Raw genomic sequence first — 20,032 nt, forward strand, 5'->3', positions numbered from 1 at the left:
CTGTTGCTGTTGCTGTTGCTGTTGCTGTTGCTGTTGCTGTTGCTGTTGCTGTTGCTGTTGCTGTTGCTGTTGCTGTTGCTGTTTTAGCTTTTCTTCTACAACCGATAGGTTTTTCTTCGCGGCTTCAAAGTTAGGCTTTTCCTCTAGCAGTTTTTTATACAAATCAGCCGCATCTTCTAATTGACCATTTTGAGCGAGCGAGTTGGCGAGGTTATAGCGGCCGTTAAGGGAGGCATCATGAGAAAATGCTTCGATAGCGGCTTCGTAGTCACCTTTTTGATAACTGGCGGCTCCTTTCCAGCTTGGGTTTGTAAATAGGTTTTGCGCCTGTTCATACTCACCTTGCTTGTAGAGTTCCGCTCCTTGTTGGTCGGCATTTAAGAACGGATTAGCTTCTGCATGCGGTGTCCACGTTACTGGGACTACAGTCGCAACTACCATCCAAATCAGGCCACGTCGAAACAGTAAAGCCGCAGGAAGAAGTAACAACGGCAGTAACCAAAAGCCACTGTTGAGACGAGAATCAGTTTTAACTTCTTCGCTTTGGGTCGCAGAAAGCTGGCTACCAATGTTATTAGTAAAGGCCGCGATGTTTTCAACATCACGGTTGGTGTGTTGAATAGGAACAAATAGGCCACCAGTCTTATTCGCTAGCGTTTGTAGATTTTTCAGATTTGTTTTCGCTACGACGGTTGTGCCTTGTGCAGTTTTTAGCAGAGAGCCATCGGGCAGCGCGATAGGCGCACCGTTAGGAGTCCCGACGGCAAGAACAGAAATGCGAAACTTTGTACCTTGGACTAAATCTAACGCGCGAGACAGCTCTGACGTATCAAGATCATCCGCTAACACGATGATATCGCCTTGTTGCGTGCCGGCTTGAGAAAACTGGTTGATCGCAAGTTCAATCGCGGCAGGCAGGTTTGCCCCTTGAAAAGGCATCAGCTCTGGCGACAAATTTTCGATAATGCCCGCAAGCGTACTGGAATCAGTTGTCAGTGGACTTAAGTTATAGGCATCACCAGCGTAAGCAATAAGTCCAGTGGCTCCCTCTTTCCATTTAGGCAGCAAATCGAGCGCCTTATAACGTGTTTGTGCTAGCCGATTGGGTTTGATGTCTGTAGCAAACATAGAGCGAGACATATCAAGCACCAAGATTCGGTTTTGGTTTAACTCAAAGCTTGGTCGAGCATTGGACTGCCAGCTTGGCCCCGCTAATGAAATGCAAGTTATTGCCCAAGCTAAACCCCATAGAGTGAAGTAATGCTTAGACTGCGTGTTTTGTCCGAGCATCCGCGATAGGTGAGGGGCAATCAGTGTGGACTTTTGGGCTCTAAATTTGTGATTAAGCAAGAGTGCTATAGGGATCACGATGAGCCCCAAAAGCCAATAAGGATTGAGGAAAATAAACTCAGCCATGTTTTCTCCTTAATAGGAATAACAATACCGATAATACAAATGCAGCGCTTAATGGATATGGAAACCATTCAGACTGTGGGCGCCAAGTTTGTGTGTCGCTAGATACGGGTTCTAGCTGGTTGATGGTGTCATAAATCTTTTCGAGCTCTTCCGTATCTCGCGCTCGAAAATATTGTCCACCTGTCACCTCTGCCACTTTAGTCAGTGTTTGTTCATCTAAGTCGGCTGCGGTGTTGACTTTGCGAGTCATGAAAAACTCTTTCACCATCATTTCACCAGCGCCCACGCCCACGGTGTAAATAGTGGCGTTGTATTTTTTCGCAATTTCCGCTGCTTCTAGCGGCTCGAGCACCCCTGCAGTATTGCTGCCGTCACTGAGCAAAATCATGACTCGTTGGGGAGCATCACTGTCTACAAAGGTTTTTGTGCCTAACCCAATACCATCACCAATGGCGGTTCGTTGACCAACCAAGCCGATGACGGTTTGATTAATCTGTTGCATGACGCTTTTGCGGTCTGCAGTGAGTGGTGTTTGCAAATAAGCATGGTCGCCAAACAAAACAACTCCGAGACGGTCACCTTTTCTCTTTGCTACGAAATCAGACAGAACTTTTTTGACTGCTGTGAGGCGATCGATATATTCGCCGTTGAGTTCCATGTCTTCCTGCTGCATCGAACCGGACAGATCGACGACTAACATCAAGTCCCGATACTTGGGTTGGAATTCAACGGGATCGCCAAACCAAACTGGACGCGCACAAGCGACGACAAGAAGGCCCCAGATCGCGATTGAAAGTGCTTTTTGCAGCGCTTGCTTAGGCTTGCTGCGATTCTCATTGGTTGGTAAGTACGCCAATTTGATCTCGGCTTGTTGAGATTCTTGTGGCAGGAACTTGTATACCAGCCATGGGATGGGCAACAAAAACAGTGCCCACCACCAGACAAATTCAATGTTTAGCCATTGGGCAAGATCGGTTATGAGTGTTTGCTCAGTCACGGTTATTTGCCTTTTTCTTTGGTGGCAAAGCGTAGGTTATCCAAAAGACACAATCGTCTACCAAGCTTTGATGCTGCCCTTGGGAAGAATTCTGATACAACGCTTCTTGCCACTGATGTTGTTTGTCTACGAATCGACTTTCTTTGGTATGGCTATCGAGAAATTTATACCAAGCGATTCCGGTTAATGGTGCGATCTCTTCACGCGGAAAGTAACTCAATGCTGCCTGGCGCAATATTTCCAGAGCAGAAGAGGGGGTATGAGGCGCGGTAGGTTGAGTTAAAAGTGTTAATGCTGTCTTTTTTGCGCGTAAGTGTTTTTTACGCCATCTCACATAAAGACAAATGCCGAAAACGAAGAGCAAGGTGGCTGCAAGCACCACCCACCATCCCCAAGCGAGCGGAAACCAATCCGGAGCGTTTGGCAAAATCAAAGGTTCAAGGTCTAGGCTTTGGTTGTTTGTTGTCATTATTATTACTGCTTAATAAATACTGCTTGTCAGTTTGTTAGCTTAATTGTGAAATTAAGGGCCGGCCACTTGATAGCGTGTTAAATGGAATTGCTATCGAATGGCACTGCTGCTTAATGGTTTCTTGATGTTGGGTAAAGTGGCTTTCGAGTTCTCTTCGTTGTCCTTTAGAGCCAAAGTTAAACCATTGACTATGCAGCCCATCCGAAGCTTTCACTTGACCTCTAAAGTCTGTTTCGCCTCTTTCTAACGGATCATAAAACTGAACGGCCCTTACGCTATTGTGTTGTTTGAGTCGACGTAGTTGTGCCAGTTCCGTTGGTGTTACGTGGGCAAAATCACTGAGCATAATCAATTCGCTGCCTTTTGGGGTGAGCGTATGAAGTGTCTCCAATACTTGTGCATACGGCAGTGTACGAGTGTCGTTGCTTGCAGTACGAGTTACTTGCGCATTATGTATGTCGACTATGGCGTTAAGAATCCGCAGCCCTTGTCTTTGTAAAGAAGAGGGGCGAAATTCAAGACATTGATGTCCGTCATCAATCACTGCGCCGATGCGATCTTTTTTAGCTAGAGTTAGCCAAATTAGAACACTGGCAAAGTGGGCCAATTGAACGGATTTGAGTACATACTTAGATCCAAAATGTAGACTAGAACTTAGATCAAGATAAAGAATGACCGCTTGCTCTTTATCTTCTGCAAACAACTTTGTATGTGCTTTACCGGTCCTAGCGGTGACTCGCCAATCAATGCTGCGAATATCGTCGCCAGGTTGATATTGGCGTACCTCCATAAAATCCATACCTCGCCCTTTTTGGCGACTGGTATGGTTACCACTCATCTGCGACCAGAGACTCTGTGCTGGTGGTAACCAACGTACAGATTGAGTGCGATATTGGAGCAGCTCTTCAAGGGTTAATGTCACCCCATTCGCATGAGGTGGTAATGAATGTGTAGCGGACATATCACTCACCTGTTTATGCACTGCCAACAAGGTTTAGCAGTTTATCGATGACCTGGTTTGCCGTAATGCCTTCCGCTTGAGCGTGGTAACTCAATAATAAACGGTGGCGCAGTACCGGATAAGCCATGGTTTGAACATCTTCCGGAGAGACAAAATCACGACCAGCAAGCCAAGCGTGCGCACGTGCACAGCGATCAAGAGCGATGGTGGCACGCGGACTCACACCCATTGACAACCACTTGTCCAACTCAGTGTCATATTCGTTGGCTTGACGTGTCGCCATAACTAAACGGACGATGTACTGCTCTATCGTTTCCGCCATATGAATATCCAACACTTCTTTACGTGCGGTGAATATATCGTGTTGGCTTAACATTGGGCGTTCAACCTTTGCTTCGCCTTTTGCTTCTCCGCGGTTAATACGCAAGATAGATAGCTCATGCTCCGCATCTGGGTATTCCACTTCTAAATGCAATAAAAAGCGGTCTAGCTGCGCTTCAGGAAGGGGGTAGGTCCCTTCTTGCTCTATCGGGTTTTGAGTTGCCATAACCAAAAACAACTCTGGCAGCGGGTAGGTATGACGACCTGCTGTGACTTGTTTCTCTGCCATTGCTTCAAGCATTGCCGCTTGTACTTTGGCTGGCGCACGGTTTATCTCATCCGCAAGAATAAGCGAGTTGAAGATAGGACCTGATTGGAAAGTGAATTCTCCGGTTTCGGGACGGAAGATATCGGTGCCGGTTAAATCGGCTGGCAGCAAATCTGGGGTGAACTGAATGCGGTGGAAGTCGCCTTCAACACAGTCTGAGAGTGATTTTACTGCACGGGTTTTTGCTAACCCAGGAGGGCCTTCAACTAAAATATGCCCATCCGCAAGAAGCGCAACAAGCAGTTGCTTTACCAGATCTTGCTGTCCGATGATCTGCGACTCTAAGTATTGCTGAAGAGTTTCGAAGTTAGATTTATGCATGCTTTGGACTCTCGGTATCCATGTGATTTTCGTGTTGAGTATTGGTCATTTTCCATGTGAAAAAAGTTCCAACGCTCTATTGCAATTTATCTTTTCAATATTGGGACGCTACAGAGAATTGCAAGTACGTGCTATCTCTGAAAGTGCTTATTTGACAGTGTGTTACATTTATTTTTCATAATATAATGAGAAATGCCTCTAGTTTTGTACATATGAGCCGATAAAGATTCCGTGGTGTGCGTGTCATGAGATATGCACCTGATTCCCCTTGTGGGGCCAATAACAAGTGATTCTTTTAAAAGGTCCGAATATGTTGAAACTTTATTCCTTGAGCATCAAACAGAAGGTTGTACTTGGCATTACGTTTGCTGTTCTAGCATCAACAATCATTGTTGGTGTTATGGCTCAGCGTCATGCGAGAGATGTATTGAGCCATCGTCTTATTGACATCGAGCTACCTGCGATGTTGCAGCAAATCAATACCGAAATTGACCGCGAAGTTGTCGAAATGCAACAAGCGGCAAAACAGCTGGCTACAAACGAATTTATTGTTGAAGCCCTATCTAATACAGACCGTGATCCGTCAGTAGAAGTTCAGTTGGTTCAGCAGCTCAATAACGTTAAATCACAGTATGGTCTTAATGATGCGTCGGTAGCGAATCGTCAAACGGCATATTACTGGAATCAAAACGGATTCTTACGTCAACTTAACCGAACGCAAGATGCTTGGTTCTTTGGATTTACGTCGTCTGGTCAAGAAACGTCCGTGAGTGTGTTCCAAGAGGCAAATGGCGAAGTGAAAATGTTTGCCAATTTCCAAGATCTTAATGGTACATCAATGTCAGGTCTCTCTAAATCTATGGGAGACATGGTTACTTTGCTCAATGGGTTTAAAATTGAAGATACGGGTTACGTGTTCCTCACTAATGAACAAGGCCAGATTCAAATACACCGCCAACAAGGTAAGAACCAAACTTCTATCACTAAACTATTTGGTAGTGACGCAAGTGCGCTGTTGAACAAAAATAGCTTCAACCTAATTAATGTGGAGTTTGAAGGGCAGGATACTTTTGTTTCTAGTTTGTATGTTCCTTCAATGAACTGGTTTGTTATTGGCGTGGTTCCCGTTGATGAAGTATTCGCAGACCTGAATGCGACAGCTAAAAAAATGCTGTTTACGACCATCATTGTTGCCGTTGTATTCATCCTCATGGGCGTATGGTTAGCAAACAGCATTACGAAACCAATCCGACTGATTGCCGATCGTTTTACCGACCTTGGGCAAGGTGAAGGCGATTTGGCGCAGCGTATTGAAATTAAGGGTAATGATGAAATTGCTCAGCTTTCAAAAGGCTTTAATGGATTTATTGAGAAGATTCATGCCACGATGAAAGAGGTTGCTTTAACCAGTGGCTCATTAAGTCAAGCGGCAGAAAGTGTGTCAACGAAAGCAACATCCACACACGACAACAGCCAAGAGCAGCGTGATCAAACCATTCAAGTAGTTGCAGCTATCAACCAAATGGGTGCGACCATCAGTGAAATTGCATCGAACGCTGCTACCGCTGCTGATACGGCAAATCAGGCTTCAGATAACACTCAAACTGGTCGAGAAGTTGTGATGAAAGCAAAAGAGGTGATCAGCCGCCTAGCCGATGATGTTGAAACAACCAATATTGTTGTTACGCAGTTGGCATCGACAACCAAAGATATTGGCTCGATTCTGGGGGTAATTCGTGACATCTCTGAGCAAACGAATTTACTTGCGCTAAACGCTGCAATTGAGGCTGCTCGTGCTGGTGAGCAGGGACGTGGTTTTGCGGTTGTTGCTGATGAGGTAAGAAACCTAGCTTCACGCACGGCTGATTCTACAGAAGAGATTCAGCGCATGATCAATCAGCTTCAAAGTGACGCACAAGACGCGGTAAGTGCTATGGAAGCGGGCAAAGCGGTCACCATAGAAGGGGTTACTTCTACCGATGAAGCAGTCGAGGTATTAATCAGTATTTCTGAACGAATCACCGACATCTCTGATCGTAATACACAAGTTGCAACGGCGACGGAAGAGCAATCCACGGTGGTGCATACCATTAATCAAAATATCGAAGAAATCAACGCGATAAATGAAATGACAACCGCGACAGCAGAAGAGTTGGCGGATGCAAGTCGCGATCTTCAAGCGCTCTCTTCTCGTTTAGACAAGATGGTTGGTAGCTTCAAGTTATAGAGTTGGATAGAATAGGCGAAGTTTAAAAGTTCAATCATTAATTTTAGGTAAGTACTATGAATGACTTCGAAAAAGAACTAGAGCAAATTTCTCAAGAAACCGCTCAGGAGCCAGAAGTAAAACTGCCGTCGCTAGAAGAGCAAAAAGCGATCGTCGCTGAGCTGAAAAAGCTGGAAGCGGAAGGTAAGCTGACGCCAGAAGTGTTAGAACAACACTTTGGTAAGTTTAACCAAAAAAACGCAGTTCCAATCCACTAAGTTAGGTGGTGTTTTGCCTCTAACGTGCGTGATTAAATCACCTGCTCAAACACAAAAAGGGAGTTTATACTCCCTTTTTTAATGTGTGAAAAATGCTAATACCTCTCACATACTTGCCACTTAAAAATTATTGACACTTCAATGAGTTATTAATTAGTACTAGTGATTTTCATACTTGACAATACTACCGCTCTATCTAAATCTATTGCGTATTTCAATAAAAACGACCAAGGGAATGCGATCAGGATGGAGCAGCAAAAAAAAAGAAACGTTATTTTAATCACGGAGGGAAGTCTACAGTCATCTCTGTTGAAAGATGTATTGGAGACCAAACTCGGTATTAGTGTTGCTCTAATCACGCCAGATAATCTGATTCACGGAGTGTTACATGAATCTCTTGCATCAGCCATTATTGTTGATTGCAGCGTGATCACGGATGAAATTTTTCGCCGTTATGCGGAGTTTAAAGCGGCCAAGCAGAAAGACACGCTTGAAATCTTAATTAATTGTGAGCAATCCATATCGACAGAAGATCTCTTTGCTTGGCGTACTTTGGCCGGTATTTTCTATACCTCTGATGATATAAAAACGTTGCAAGTTGGTATTGGTAAGGTGCTTCAAGGAGATATGTGGTTCAGCCGTAAGTTTTCTCAGCAGTACATTACTTACCTTCGTCGACATTGCAAACCTATAAATAAGAATGTTTCCGCTATTCTGACCAAACGAGAGCAACAAATAATTACCTTTCTTTCCATGGGGGCGTCCAATCAACAAATCGCCGAACAATTATTTGTCAGCGAGAATACGGTAAAAACGCATTTACATAATATTTTCAAGAAGATTGATGTGAAAAATAGAGTTCAAGCACTTATTTGGGCAAAGGAAAATATTTCAGACAACTCGTTAACGGTGTAATGCTATTGCAATATTAGGTTGCCTAATTTAGTAAACTCTTAATAATTTCTGTGACCTGAATGTGTTAAAAGTGTTTCTTTTATGAGAAACACTTTTTTTGGTTCTCTTTTTAATAACTTTAGAATTTAAAAAAGTAGCAAATAACTTTACTCTGTGAACTAGCACTTACATATCAAACTAAGTGCTGACGATTAACTACTAATTTAAGAATGTTAAGTCACTGAAAGTATGAGAAACATTATGGAACAGTATATGGAAAAGCCTGAAATCCTAATGCTCACTCAACAAAGTTTACAGAGTGAAAACTTTAAGGAAATGCTTTCTAAAAATACAGAAACTAAAATAACGATCATTGATACTAAAAACCCTAGTTATCATGAACTCATTCCGGAACGCTACTTTTTGCTTGTTGATTTTTCAGTTGAGATTCCTTCCGAAACTTTAGTTTATTTAAAAGATAGTAATAAAGTGCTAGGAACTATAATGCTTAATCTAGGTTATGACTTAGACACAGAAGAACTCGCTTCTTGGCCTCATGTAAAAGGTATATTTGGTCCAGGAGATTCAATGGACAAGGTTTGTCAGGGATTAAAAGCAATAATAAAAGGGGATAATTGGCTGTCTCGAAGATTACTTGATCAGCTAGTAAATTATTATCGAGGCAGAGAAGTAAATAGCATTATCGAACCTGCTATTGAGGTTGAGCTTACTCGGCGTGAAGTTCAGGTTTTAAAAATGTTGAAAGAAGGTGGTTCAAATATGGAAATCGCTGATTCTTTATTTATCAGCGAGCATACTATTAAATCACATCTATACAATATTTTTAGAAAGTTAGAAGTAAAGAACCGTACGCAAGCTACAAGTTGGGCTAAGAGAAACCTGTAGTACTAGTATTAACTTGCTGTAATAAAAAGAAAATACTCTATAAAGTACTAAATTTTATATTTATTATTAAAATGTCAGTCTGAAATATCATCCCATATTCAAACTTATTCCTATTCAGTTGACTATTAGACTTCTCATGTCGTGACGAATCTAGTCAGACGTGGAACAGAAGGTCTATTCAATTAATAAGCTAAGAGGGAATAAAAATGAGCGCAAGTGACAATGACACGTATTTAGGCGATGCAGGTGTAAATAACCAATTTGCTGATTTCGATGGCGGCGATGATTTGTTTATCGGTTTTGGTGGTAATGACTCGTTTGTTGGCGGTGGCGGTAATGATTATGTGATCGGCGGCGACGGCGACGATCGCCTAACTGGTGGTGCTGGAGATGACATCCTTAGGGCTGGTACAGGAAACGACTACCTCGGCGGTGGTACCGGTAATGACTTGCTGTTGGGTTTGCTGGGTGACAATAAATTAAATGGTGGTGTCGGTGAAGATATTCTTGTTGCTGGTTCTGGTGACAACGTTTTAGTTGGCGGCAGCAATGGCGATAAGTTTGTGTTCACGGATAAGTTTGGTGGCCATGGCGAAGCCAAAGTTGTTGATTTCACCATTGGTGAAGACTCTTTGCACATCATTAGCGACTCTGTCACAGACTTTGGTGATTTAAGCTTTAGCTACGATGCAGTTGGGAATGCAGTGTTTACCGATGGGGCTGATCTAACAGTGAAACTTATTGGCGTGACTGAAACTGACATCAACACCTATGGTGCTGATCTGTTCGTAATCTAAACGACTGAAAATAACTCTGGATGTGAATTAGTTTGCGTGGCTCTGCCATGCTGAGGTGAACTAATCGGACACTCTAGAGCGATTTGAGGTTACCTTAAGCTAGGCGCTAGTATTTCTGGCGCCTACAATTTTCACGTTAAACGGAAGTAGTCGTGCAAAAAACGGTTTTCAAAGAAGTGAAACAAAAACTATGCACGCTTGCGGGCTTGCTGATCGTTTTTAGCCTTTTTATCAACTTATTGGTTCTCTCGATTCCGTTGTACATGCTTCAAGTGTACAACCGAGTGATATCTTCCTACTCAACCGATACTTTATTCTTGCTCACTGTCATCGTAATTGTCGCGTTGTTAACCATGTCCATCATCGACATTGCACGAGCACAAATGAGTAAATCTTTTGGTTATTGGATGGACACAAAACTCTCCGCTTTCATGCTCAAGCGCACGATTCAATATCAATCACATACCGGGAAGAGTTATACCTCGCAAACTCTGAGAGACATTCAGAACATCAAAAGCTTTTTGAGCAGTCAAGCACCTTACCCACTGTTGGATGCGCCCTGGACACCGCTGTTTATTTTATTTGTGTATTTATTGCACCCGATATTAGGTCACATCGCGTTACTTGGATCTATCGTATTGTTTAGCCTAGGTCTACTTAATGAGCTAATGACGCGTAAAACAATGCAAGAGAGCGAAGTCAGAGCGATTTCTCATATCAACAACGCAGAATTAGCCACGCAAAACTCCAATTCAATTCTCGCAATGGGGATGATGAATGCATTTTTAGAGAAGTGGCAGTCGCGCGTGAGCGAAGTGAATGTGCTTGAAGAGCGAGTTGCAGGTAAGTCTATCTACATGGCTAACTTTTCTAAGTTTGTGCGTGGCTCATTACAGATATTTTTACTGGGAGGTGGTGCATGGTTAGTTATCCAACATGAGATAACGGCAGGGGCGATGATCGCGAGCTCCATATTAATGAGTCGGGCATTATCGCCGATGGAGCAGGCGATAGGCACGTGGCGAAGCGCGATGTCTGCTAAAGGCGCCTATAAAAGGTTGAAAGAAATCGATGCGATCGTGCGCCAAGATGAATCAGATATGCCACTGCCTAAACCAAAAGGACACTATGAGCTTTCCGGACTGGCCTATCGCCACCCTGGAGCAACTGAACCAGTGCTCTCATCGCTCAGCTTATCGATTCCTCCGGGTGTTGCTGTTGGGGTGATTGGCCCTTCTGGTACGGGTAAATCGACGTTTGCTCGGCTGCTATTAGGTACGGTTAAGCCATTAGCGGGTAAAGTGACTCTTGATGGTATGGAAGTCTCCGTATGGGCATCTGAAGATCGCGGCGTGCATTTTGGGTATCTCGCTCAAGAGGTGGAGTTATTTCCTGGCACAATTCGAGAGAACATCGCGCGCTTTAAAGAAGAAGACCCCGCTAAAGTCATCAAGGCGGCGCAACTAGCAGGATGTCATGAATTAATACTCAAGAAAAACAAAGGCTATGATTGCATTATTGGTGAAAATGGCCGTGGTTTATCTGGGGGGGAAAGGCAGAGAATCGCTCTTGCAAGAGCCGTTTATGGCGACCCATCTATTGTGATTTTCGATGAAGCGAATGCCAACCTCGATGGTGAGGGAGAGGCTGCGTATCAACGTTTGATTGCCCATTTAAAAGCACAGAGTACAACGATTATCGTCATTGCCCACAATCCGAGTACGTTACGACAAATGGATAGGCTGTTGTATTTGGCTGACGGCCGAGTCAAGTTATACGGCGCTAAAGATGAAGTATTAAAACGTTTGATGGGCGAAGAAAGAACAGATATCCCAAGGGTAAGAAATGAGCAATCAACTGCCAACCGTTAATCAGAGTTCTACCGAGATCGTATATCGTTTTAGCCCCAAAGCGAGACTAAGCTTTCGAAAACCAATTTTACTTGGTGTGGTGACCTTAAGTGTTTTTCTTGGAGGTCTTGGCTACTGGGCTGCAACAGCCAAATTAGAAAGTGCAGCGATTGCTTATGGTGATTTGTCAGTTCTCACTAAGCGACAAGAAATTCAGCATTTAGAAGGCGGTATTATTGAAAAGCTATATGTACAGGAAGGGGATTTAGTCGAAAAAGGTCAGTTATTAATTCAACTTTCTAAGCGTCAAGCTATGGCTAAGTTGGACTCGTTAAGTGGTCGTTTTATCCATACTCTAGCAAAGGAAAACCGTTTAAGTGCGGAGCTTGATGAGCTTCCAACGATTGTATGGTCTGATGATCTTGAAAGCATTCCCCGTGTCGCTATCGTACAAGAAGCACAACTGGTTCAAAACAAGATCTTTGAAGCGAGAAAGCGATTCTTTGATAGTAAACTGAGTATCATTGAGCAGAGTATTTCTGGAGCAAATTTAGAGCTTGAAAACCTTCAGCAAACCAAAGTGATTGAGACGGAACGGCTCAACTTTATTGCTGAAGAAATAGACAGCAACCAAGCCTTGGTGCAAAAAGGTTTCTCGGGAAAATCTACTTTACTTCAACTCAAGCGCTTAGCAGCGGAGGTGAGAAGTACCTTAAGCCAGTTAGATAGGCAGTCGCTCACCGTTAGAAAAAGGTTAGATGAGAACCTAGCGCAAATTGAAGAGTTGAAGCTTGAAAGGCTGAATGAGATTGTCGAGGAACTACGAAATACCAAAACGGAAATTGTCGCAATTCGGGAAGAATATCGCTCCGCTCAAGATATTGTCGCAAGAACAACGATCAACGCACCTATTTCTGGTCGCGTAGTCAACATGCAAGTGTTTACCGAAAAAGGTGTGATTGGCTCGGGTGAAACGTTACTAGAACTGGTCCCGCAAGACGATAAGTTGTTAGTCGAGGCTCGTGTTAATCCTCAGGATATTGATTTAGTGAATCCAGGCCAGCAAGCGCATGTTCGTCTGACCGCTCTGAATGCACGGACGTTGGCACCTTTAGACGGTACAGTGCTGACGATTTCTGCCGATAAGCTCTCGCAAGAAAACCAAGAAGATTTTTATCTCGCTAGAATTGCAATTTCACCGGAAGATGTGACAAAACATCGTTTAACCTCAGGTATGAATGCCGAAGTGCTTATTTTATCTGAGCCACGAACGCCATTGAGCTACCTAATAAAGCCAATTACAGAAAGCATGAATCGCGCCTTCAGAGAGGAGTAATTTCAAAAAGACTTGAGTGAGCACGGACAACAGACAAAATAATTTGTTATCGTTAGCTGTTACTGGGCCGTATTTTTATTCGAGGGAGCCGTGGAATGGAGAAAGTGCAGTTAGTTGTCGATTTTCTTCTCACTCATAAATTGATTTTTACCGCACTGATCTTTGCGATTATGTGGTTAATTCGTCGTGCAATTTTATCGATGATTCGTGGTGATCACGCTTTTCTCTCAGAAGATCAGCGTAGTTGGATGTCCAGAACTAAAAATGGCACCTTTGCTGTTACATTACTGATTTTATTTATTTTATGGCAATCAGAAATTAACGAGTTTGCTCTGAGTGTAACGGCGATTGCCGTTGCCATTGTAGTGGCATCCAAAGAAATCATTTTGTGTTTTACGGGTTCGATTCAAAGAGCAAGTTCACGTTCTTTTCGCGTTGGGGACTGGATTGAGGTCGGGAAGTTATGCGGTGAAGTGATTGAGCACAATATGATGGCGACGGTGATTCAAGAGATCGACCTGCATCATGGGCAATATCATTACACCGGCAAAACAGCGACATTGCCTAATAGTATGTTCTTTACCTATCCAGTAAAGAACCTCAACTTCATGAAGCGGTACGTTTACCACAACTTTTCTGTAGTGGTGAAAGACTTCGTCAATTTGTATCCACTGCTACCGATTTTAACTGATAAAATTGAAGAACATTGCAGTTACTTTGCTGATGTTGCACATCGTTACAATGCGATGATTGAAAAACATGCCGGTGTTGACCTTCCTGGTTCTGAGCCACATATGCATATTTCTAGCAACATTAATGGTGAACAAATTCTGCACGTGATGATTTTCTGCCCAACCGATAAAGCGAACCACTTAGAGCACTTAATTCGTAAGGACTTTATGGAACTTTATGAGCAACGTTTTCCTGTAGTGCGAGAAGAATAGAGCATCGTACTTCGCCTTTAATTTCAAACCCCGCTATCAAAATAGCGGGGTTTGTTTTTCTTAGCGTATTTTTAGGCTGTAACAATATTCCCAACTTAGCTGAATTTACTCTTCAGCATTAAAAATAGGAAGTAAGTGCTGCCTATAATAGCGACCAACGTGCCAGCTGCGACCTGACTTGGATAAATAGCGATTTGTCCTAGCCAATCTGCCCACAACATTAGGGTTGCGCCAATTAAGGCACCGACACACAGTTGCTCTTTCACTTTTCTTGCTCCTAACATCATCGCCATATGGGGAGCGACCAAGCCAACAAAAGATATTGGACCAACTGTAGCGGTAGAAAAGGCGCATAACAAAGCAACGATGGTGAGCATAAGCGTATTGGCTACGGTAGGGTTAAGCCCTCGTGCATTTGAGAATTGTCGCCCGATGGAAATTAGTGTTAGCCAACGAGAAATCGAGAATACAGCGGCAAGCAGAACTATTATGGCCAAACATAACATCAGTGCGGTGTCGGCTGTGACTCGATAAATTGAACCAGTTAACCACAATAAAATTTTGTAACTGTCACCAGAACCTTGAGCTAGCGAAAATTGAACAAGAGCTTCTAGTAGTGCCGTTAGTGCGATGCCGGACAACACGAAGTTAGATGGATTAAAATGGCTTCGTTTACCGATAATCAGCAATAACATCAATACGGACATACTTCCGAAAAAAGCGATACCCCAGCTAAATGCGGAGAGAAGCGACCCAGCGATGACTCCTGTCGTAATAATGGCAAACGTGGCTCCGGAAGACACACCGAGAATATCGGGACTTGCCAGAGGGTTATAAACAATGCGTTGCAAAATGATTCCGGCAACGGATAGCGCAATACCGACAGAAAGTGCGGTTAACATTCGCGGCCAACGCAATTGCCATTGGAACTCACCTGGCACAGACCATTGAATTCCGTTTATACCATGGGTAACGAATGAGTAAGCTAGAATCCCAACCAGACTGAATAGCGCAATGCTGCATACCGCGCGTTTAGAAAGCGCCGTTTTTCCTTGGCTCATTGAAAGGTTAAGTTGATCGGTTGCCGTCAGCTTTTTACGAGTAAACCAAATTAAAGCGGGAGCGCCAATAGCTGCAGCCGCTACGCCGCTAGGAATGGTTTCCTCTAACCATAAGCTCAGCGAGATAGCGGCAGAGTCTGTGATGATTAGTAGCATTGCGCCCAAAAGCATGCTGCTGATCAATTCGTCGCGCGGTGTTCTTGCCCCCATCGCTCTGGCAATATTGGGTGTCAGTAATCCGATGAAGCTGATAATGCCAACTGCGGTGATTGAGGCAGATACCAGCCAAATACCCATCACCATTAACGCACCAAACGCGGGTAATACCGCTAAGCCTCGGGCTGCTGCGCCTTCTTGTCCTAGTTTCATTAAGGTCAGAATACGTGGTGCGACGATCAAAATTACGATTGCGATAGCGCAGCGAGGCAATAACCACTCAAACCAATCCCAGCTGTATTGAGAAAGGTCTCCGGCTCCCCACATAAAAATATTCTGTGCGAACTGGGCATTTAAAATAATAATGGCTGTGGCGATAGAACCAAGCAAGATATTGATCACCATCCCCGAAACGACCAGCGGCAAACCTGTCATATTACGCACGCCTGCAATTGATACGATCAGGCCAAACGCCACTAAAGCCCCCACCATTGCGGCTAATGCAGAGTAATCGGCTACCCAATCGACGAACCAAATGTTTACCACGACTAATGCAAGCCAAGCACCAGAAGAGGTGCCAAGAGTCAACGGCGAGGTGAGGTTATTCTGCGTTAATTGCTGCATTAAGCTGCCGGTGAGACCAAGCATGGCACCAACAAGCAGGGTCATACTTAACCTAGGAAGTTGCGCTTGCGTAAAGAATACGTCACGAAACTCGGTTGCTACCTCTGGTTTTGTTAATAATTGCCATTGTTCGAAAAGTGATAAATTAGTATCAATTTGTAGGCTAAAGACGCTAAGTAACGTAATCAGCGCCAGATAACCAATATAATGTTTCGTTCTCATTGTTCTGGTGCCAACTCTATTAGACTGTCGGTAATCGCTTCAGCGGTGTATTGCAAAGACATGGCACCGCCATACGCCCACACTGCTCTGACTGAATTTACCCGCTGCTGTTTCACAAACGGCATCGCTTGCCAAAGTGGCGACTCTTTCAGTTTTCGTTCTTCTGGGAAAGGTTGTACGTAGAGAACGTAGCTGTTTTGAAGGCCCTGAAGCCGATTGATTCGATCTTGCTTTACTCCCCACGCTCGTGGGTCCTCTTTAATTGGAGCCTGTAATCCCAGTTTTCTAACCACGTAGTCAGTGGTGGAGTTTTCGGTTGCAAGTAATACAGTATTCGGAGTTGAAAATCGCATCACAAGAACGCTGAGTGGAGCAGAGTAATAGTGGCGAATTCGCTGGCGCATCTGCGCAAATGAAGCATCTAATTCTGCCAGTTTCTGTTCAGCAAGTGCCTCTTTATTGAATAGCTTGCTGAGCGTACGAAAGTGACGAATGGCCGTTTCAGCTGCGGCCTCATTTTCAGAAAAATTAGGTAAATAGATTACCGGAGCAATTTGTTTGAGTAACGGAATCAAGTCTTGCTGTGGAGATGCAGCAAGGATGACATCTGGTTTCAAACTGGCTATTTTTTCTAAGTTGGGTTCTGCTCGGGTTCCAATATCTTCAATTGACTCTGGTGCAGTTGGATTGACGACCCATTGGCGGTAGCCTGGTAAATTTGGGGCTGCGATTGGTTCTACGTTTAGCGCCAAAACTTGTTCTAAGATGTCCCAGTTTAAGGCTACAACGCGTTGAGGCGCTTGCTCAAAACTATGCTCGCCATATTCATCGGTAACGGTGATGACTGCATGTGCATTGGTCATAAAAAATGCGAGGAGAAAAGCAGATTGTGTAACCACAGTAAGTAAACGAGCTATTATGCGCATACAACAGCCACCTTTTGGCTCGCTAATGTGTTAGCCGGGCTTGGGTGTTCAATCAGCTTAATTGGTGACTCATATAGTTTAGAAAGGCGTGCCTCGTCTAACAACATGTCGGCGTTGCCTTCAAAGGCAATCTTACCTTTTTTGAGCGCAACAATGTGGGTGGCGTAGCGCAGTGCTAAGTTCAGATCGTGCAGGATCACGATAATGCCTACATTCTCGGTTCGATTCAGTTCTGCCAGCAGCGCCATTAGTTGAAACTGATGGTGAACATCGAGCGCCGAGGTTGGCTCATCGAGAATTAAAATTGGCGATTGTTGAGCCAGTAGCATAGACACCCAAGCACGTTGGCGCTCGCCGCCCGATAAGTCATCCGCCAAAGCTTGAGCAAAAGGTGTAACCCCTGTTCGTTCCATAGCCTGCGTGATGATCTGTTTGTCTTCAGCTTTCCAACGACCAAGTGCCCCACGCCACGGAAAGCGACCTAAGCGCACTAGCTCTTCTACCGTTAAACCAGCCGAAGAGGGCAGCTTTTGTGGCAAATAGGCGATCTGCTTTGCCAACTCTTTGGTTTTGAGTGATGAAAGGGAAGTATCGTTTAGTGTTACCGTGCCTTTATCTGGTGGCATTTGACCAGAAAGCAGGTTCACCAGTGTCGACTTACCTGAACCGTTATGGCCTAAAACGACCGTTAGCTCATTTGTTGGGATGTTAAGTTGTTCGATGCCGAGGATCTGACGTCCACCTCGCACGATCTCAATATTAGACAGTTGAAACATGGATGGCTCTTAGGAGAAAACTCCCCTCAATAGAGGGGAGTAGAAGTACAATTACCAGCGGTAGTTTGCGTTTAGCATAACAGAGCGAGACTGGCCGTAGTAACACCAGTAATCGCAACCTGAAACAAACTCTTTATCTAGGATGTTGTTCACGTTTAGCTGTGCTTGCCACTGTGAAGTGATGTCGTAAGTGACTGACGCATCCCAAAGAGTGACAGAAGGAACCGTTAGGTTCGAGCTCTTAGGGTTATCTTTTGACTCACCTACGTAGCGCACACCAGTACCGATATTGAGGCCTGGAATCAGGCTGTAGGCGCTGTAGTCTACCCATGCAGACGCTTGATGCTCAGGAATAAGTGCGGCTTGTTTTTTACCTTGGCCAAAGCTCTCATCTGTTTTCGCTTTAGTGTAGGTGTAGCTTGCCATCAGTTTTAGATCGTCGGTTAGCTGCGCCGTGCTTTCTAGCTCAATACCTTGAGATGTCACTTCACCTGTTTGTGTCGCAATCCATGTTGATGGGTTAGTGACCAACGCGTTCTTTTGCGTGATGTCGAACCATGCAAGGTTGATAAAGCCATCCATAAAGCTTGGCTCATACTTTACACCCACTTCTACTTGCTCGCCTTCCAGCGGTTTGTAAAGTTCATTGGTTGCCGCATCAATAGTGCTGATCACTTCAAACGACTGAGAGTAGTTTGCGTAAGGTGACAGGCCATTGTTTGCAAGGTACATCACACCCGCACTTAGAGAGAGCTGACCATCATCACGAGATTCACTTTGATCAACGGTAGCGCCCTTGCCAGAGTTTTCTGTTTTCACCCAGTCGTAACGAGCACCTATGTTACCAATCCACTGTTCATGCAGTTTCAATTGGTATTGTGAATAGAGACTTGCTTGAGATTTCTCAATCTCACGTTTCACGTTGTTGGCAGGATCAAGAGGGGTGAAGTTGCCGTAAACTGGGTTCCACGGGTTGATAGTGCCAAATGCATAGTTGTCTTGCTCGTCGCCATCGGTTTTGTGGAATTGCAGATCCATACCGATAAGCACTGTGTGCTCTGCGTTGTCTGTCATCCAGTTGCCGACAGCATTGTTATCGAACGTGATGCTCTGGTTTTTTCCGTCACGGAATACGATGCCTTGCGTTAACTCTTCTTTCGCTGGATCGTTGTTTGAGAACGCGTAAGAGCTGCGCAAGTACAACTCATTCGAACCGTAGTTGAGGTTTTGCGAGAGTGACCACGTGTCATTGATGTCGTGCTCTAGTAAGTAACCTAGAGAAAACTGCGTGCGTTCGTATTTATCGTAGTTTGGCTGACCAAGGTTAGTCGAAGGATCGATTTTGCCAAAGTTAGAACCAATCAGAGTACCTGCTGCCGGGAAGAATGGGTTAGTTGGTACACCGTCATCATGAAGGTAAGTTGCCAAAACGGTCAGCATTGTACGGTCAGAAATGTCGAACTCGACACTTGGCGCTAGGTAGAAACGCTCGTTATTTGTGCCGTCCAGTTCACCATCTTGGCTTGTCATCAAGCCAACCAAACGATAGCGCACAGTGCCTGCGTCGTTTGCTTCGTCAGCAATGTCAAAACCTACGGATTGGTGTTGGTTGTTGCCAACTTCGACTTTTACTTCGCCTTGAGGCGTAAACGTTGGTTTTTTCTGAACAGCATTCACGATACCGCCTGGTGCCGATTCACCAAACAGAATAGCCGATGGACCTTTAACGACTTCTACACTTTCTAGGCCGTAAGGTTCGACCAACCATGTGTAGTAACCATCGCGGAATAGGCGGTTGCCGTTTAGGTAAGTCGCTGCATCAAATCCACGAACTTTGAACCAATCAGTGTCGTTGTCTGCGCCATAAGGCTGAGCGGTTACACCAGACGTGTAGCGTAATGCTTCATCTAGCTTTTTCGGTGCACGAACACGAAGTTCATCTTCAGAAATGATAGATACGCTGCGCGGCGTTTCTGCTGCAGGGGTTTCTACTTTAAGTGCTTGCGCGGTGACCGTTATGGTCTCCATGGCAATCACGTCATCTTGTACGACGTCTTCTTGAGCTTGTGCTGTGAATGCAACCACTGCTGTAGGTGCTAAAGCACAAACCAACGCGTTGCGGATAGCGATGGTCAGTGAGTTATTCTTTTGCATAAATCTATTCCCGATAATTATGATTAACGCTAAGCTTAATTGTAATTATTATCATTTGAGCTTTTGTTTCGGTATTTTACTGACTT

The 20,032-nt window shown here is 44.4% G+C and carries 17 protein-coding genes; 8 read left to right on the forward strand and 9 right to left on the reverse strand.

All coding sequences use genetic code 11. The features are described from left to right. From R7E29_RS10935 to R7E29_RS10955, 5 genes are all read right to left on the reverse strand, one after another. Positions 1-1,416: VWA domain-containing protein (locus R7E29_RS10935; protein ID WP_318082642.1), on the reverse strand; the 1,416-nt coding region annotated here is incomplete at its 3' end. Continuing rightward, on the reverse strand, positions 1,409-2,413 hold the full coding sequence (locus R7E29_RS10940) for a vWA domain-containing protein (protein WP_050550100.1): 1,005 nt from the start codon (positions 2,411-2,413) through the stop codon (positions 1,409-1,411). The genes R7E29_RS10935 and R7E29_RS10940, both read right to left, overlap by 8 nt. Next, positions 2,406-2,882, reverse strand: coding sequence for a DUF4381 domain-containing protein (locus tag R7E29_RS10945; RefSeq protein ID WP_065275458.1), 477 nt, complete (start codon positions 2,880-2,882; stop codon positions 2,406-2,408). The genes R7E29_RS10940 and R7E29_RS10945 overlap by 8 nt, the downstream gene beginning before the upstream one ends. Before the next feature lie 37 nt (positions 2,883-2,919). Continuing rightward, the gene (locus R7E29_RS10950; protein WP_206225752.1) at positions 2,920-3,846 is read right to left on the reverse strand and encodes a DUF58 domain-containing protein; all 927 of its coding nucleotides are present in this window, start codon (positions 3,844-3,846) and stop codon (positions 2,920-2,922) included. 13 nt (positions 3,847-3,859) lie between these two features. Then, on the reverse strand, positions 3,860-4,816 hold the full coding sequence (locus R7E29_RS10955) for an AAA family ATPase (protein ID WP_054578631.1): 957 nt from the start codon (positions 4,814-4,816) through the stop codon (positions 3,860-3,862). A gap of 310 nt (positions 4,817-5,126) precedes the next feature. On the opposite strand from R7E29_RS10955, the gene R7E29_RS10960 reads away from it, so the two are divergent. The 8 genes from R7E29_RS10960 (at position 5,127) to R7E29_RS10995 (ending at position 14,027) form a co-directional block, all read left to right on the forward strand. Then, positions 5,127-7,043 (forward strand): methyl-accepting chemotaxis protein, encoded by a 1,917-nt coding sequence (locus R7E29_RS10960; RefSeq protein ID WP_182016460.1) that lies wholly within the window; start codon positions 5,127-5,129, stop codon positions 7,041-7,043. Between the two features lie 56 nt (positions 7,044-7,099). Continuing rightward, complete coding sequence (locus R7E29_RS10965) at positions 7,100-7,300, forward strand: restriction endonuclease subunit S (RefSeq protein ID WP_005375165.1); 201 nt, start codon at positions 7,100-7,102, stop codon at positions 7,298-7,300. A 246-nt stretch (positions 7,301-7,546) separates the two neighbouring features. After that, a complete protein-coding gene (locus R7E29_RS10970; protein WP_021707603.1) occupies positions 7,547-8,215 on the forward strand; it encodes a LuxR C-terminal-related transcriptional regulator in 669 nt (222 codons plus the stop codon). Positions 8,216-8,443: 228 nt separating this feature from the next. After that, positions 8,444-9,100, forward strand: coding sequence for a LuxR C-terminal-related transcriptional regulator (locus R7E29_RS10975; RefSeq protein ID WP_031777174.1), 657 nt, complete (start codon positions 8,444-8,446; stop codon positions 9,098-9,100). Between the two features lie 206 nt (positions 9,101-9,306). After that, entirely contained in the window at positions 9,307-9,897 is a 591-nt protein-coding gene (locus R7E29_RS10980) for a calcium-binding protein (RefSeq protein ID WP_005375168.1), read from the forward strand. A gap of 152 nt (positions 9,898-10,049) precedes the next feature. Further along, complete coding sequence (locus tag R7E29_RS10985) at positions 10,050-11,768, forward strand: type I secretion system permease/ATPase (RefSeq protein WP_025768544.1); 1,719 nt, start codon at positions 10,050-10,052, stop codon at positions 11,766-11,768. Further along, complete coding sequence (locus tag R7E29_RS10990; RefSeq protein ID WP_054576619.1) at positions 11,743-13,083, forward strand: HlyD family type I secretion periplasmic adaptor subunit; 1,341 nt, start codon at positions 11,743-11,745, stop codon at positions 13,081-13,083. Before R7E29_RS10985 ends, R7E29_RS10990 begins: the two co-directional genes overlap by 26 nt. Positions 13,084-13,178: 95 nt before the next feature. Then, positions 13,179-14,027 (forward strand): mechanosensitive ion channel family protein, encoded by an 849-nt coding sequence (locus tag R7E29_RS10995; protein WP_005375171.1) that lies wholly within the window; start codon positions 13,179-13,181, stop codon positions 14,025-14,027. 95 nt (positions 14,028-14,122) lie between these two features. Here the strand turns inward: R7E29_RS10995 and fhuB are convergent, their stop codons facing one another. Genes fhuB through R7E29_RS11015 form a run of 4 tightly spaced genes read right to left on the reverse strand, consistent with a single transcriptional unit; the run spans position 14,123 to position 19,946 of the window. After that, entirely contained in the window at positions 14,123-16,090 is a 1,968-nt protein-coding gene (gene fhuB, locus R7E29_RS11000; RefSeq protein WP_047103935.1) for a Fe(3+)-hydroxamate ABC transporter permease FhuB, read from the reverse strand. Continuing rightward, on the reverse strand, positions 16,087-17,016 hold the full coding sequence (locus tag R7E29_RS11005) for an iron-siderophore ABC transporter substrate-binding protein (RefSeq protein WP_054574938.1): 930 nt from the start codon (positions 17,014-17,016) through the stop codon (positions 16,087-16,089). The genes fhuB and R7E29_RS11005 overlap by 4 nt, the downstream gene beginning before the upstream one ends. After that, positions 17,007-17,792: an ABC transporter ATP-binding protein gene (locus R7E29_RS11010; protein WP_017635311.1), complete on the reverse strand. Its 786-nt coding sequence runs from the start codon at positions 17,790-17,792 to the stop codon at positions 17,007-17,009. Before R7E29_RS11010 ends, R7E29_RS11005 begins: the two co-directional genes overlap by 10 nt. A gap of 51 nt (positions 17,793-17,843) precedes the next feature. Continuing rightward, positions 17,844-19,946: a TonB-dependent siderophore receptor gene (locus tag R7E29_RS11015; RefSeq protein WP_025768541.1), complete on the reverse strand. Its 2,103-nt coding sequence runs from the start codon at positions 19,944-19,946 to the stop codon at positions 17,844-17,846. Positions 19,947-20,032: the final 86 nt, after the last annotated feature.

Source organism: Vibrio sp. Vb1729 (assembly GCF_033338655.1).
In the GTDB taxonomy this organism is placed as follows: Bacteria; Pseudomonadota; Gammaproteobacteria; order Enterobacterales; family Vibrionaceae; genus Vibrio; species Vibrio alginolyticus.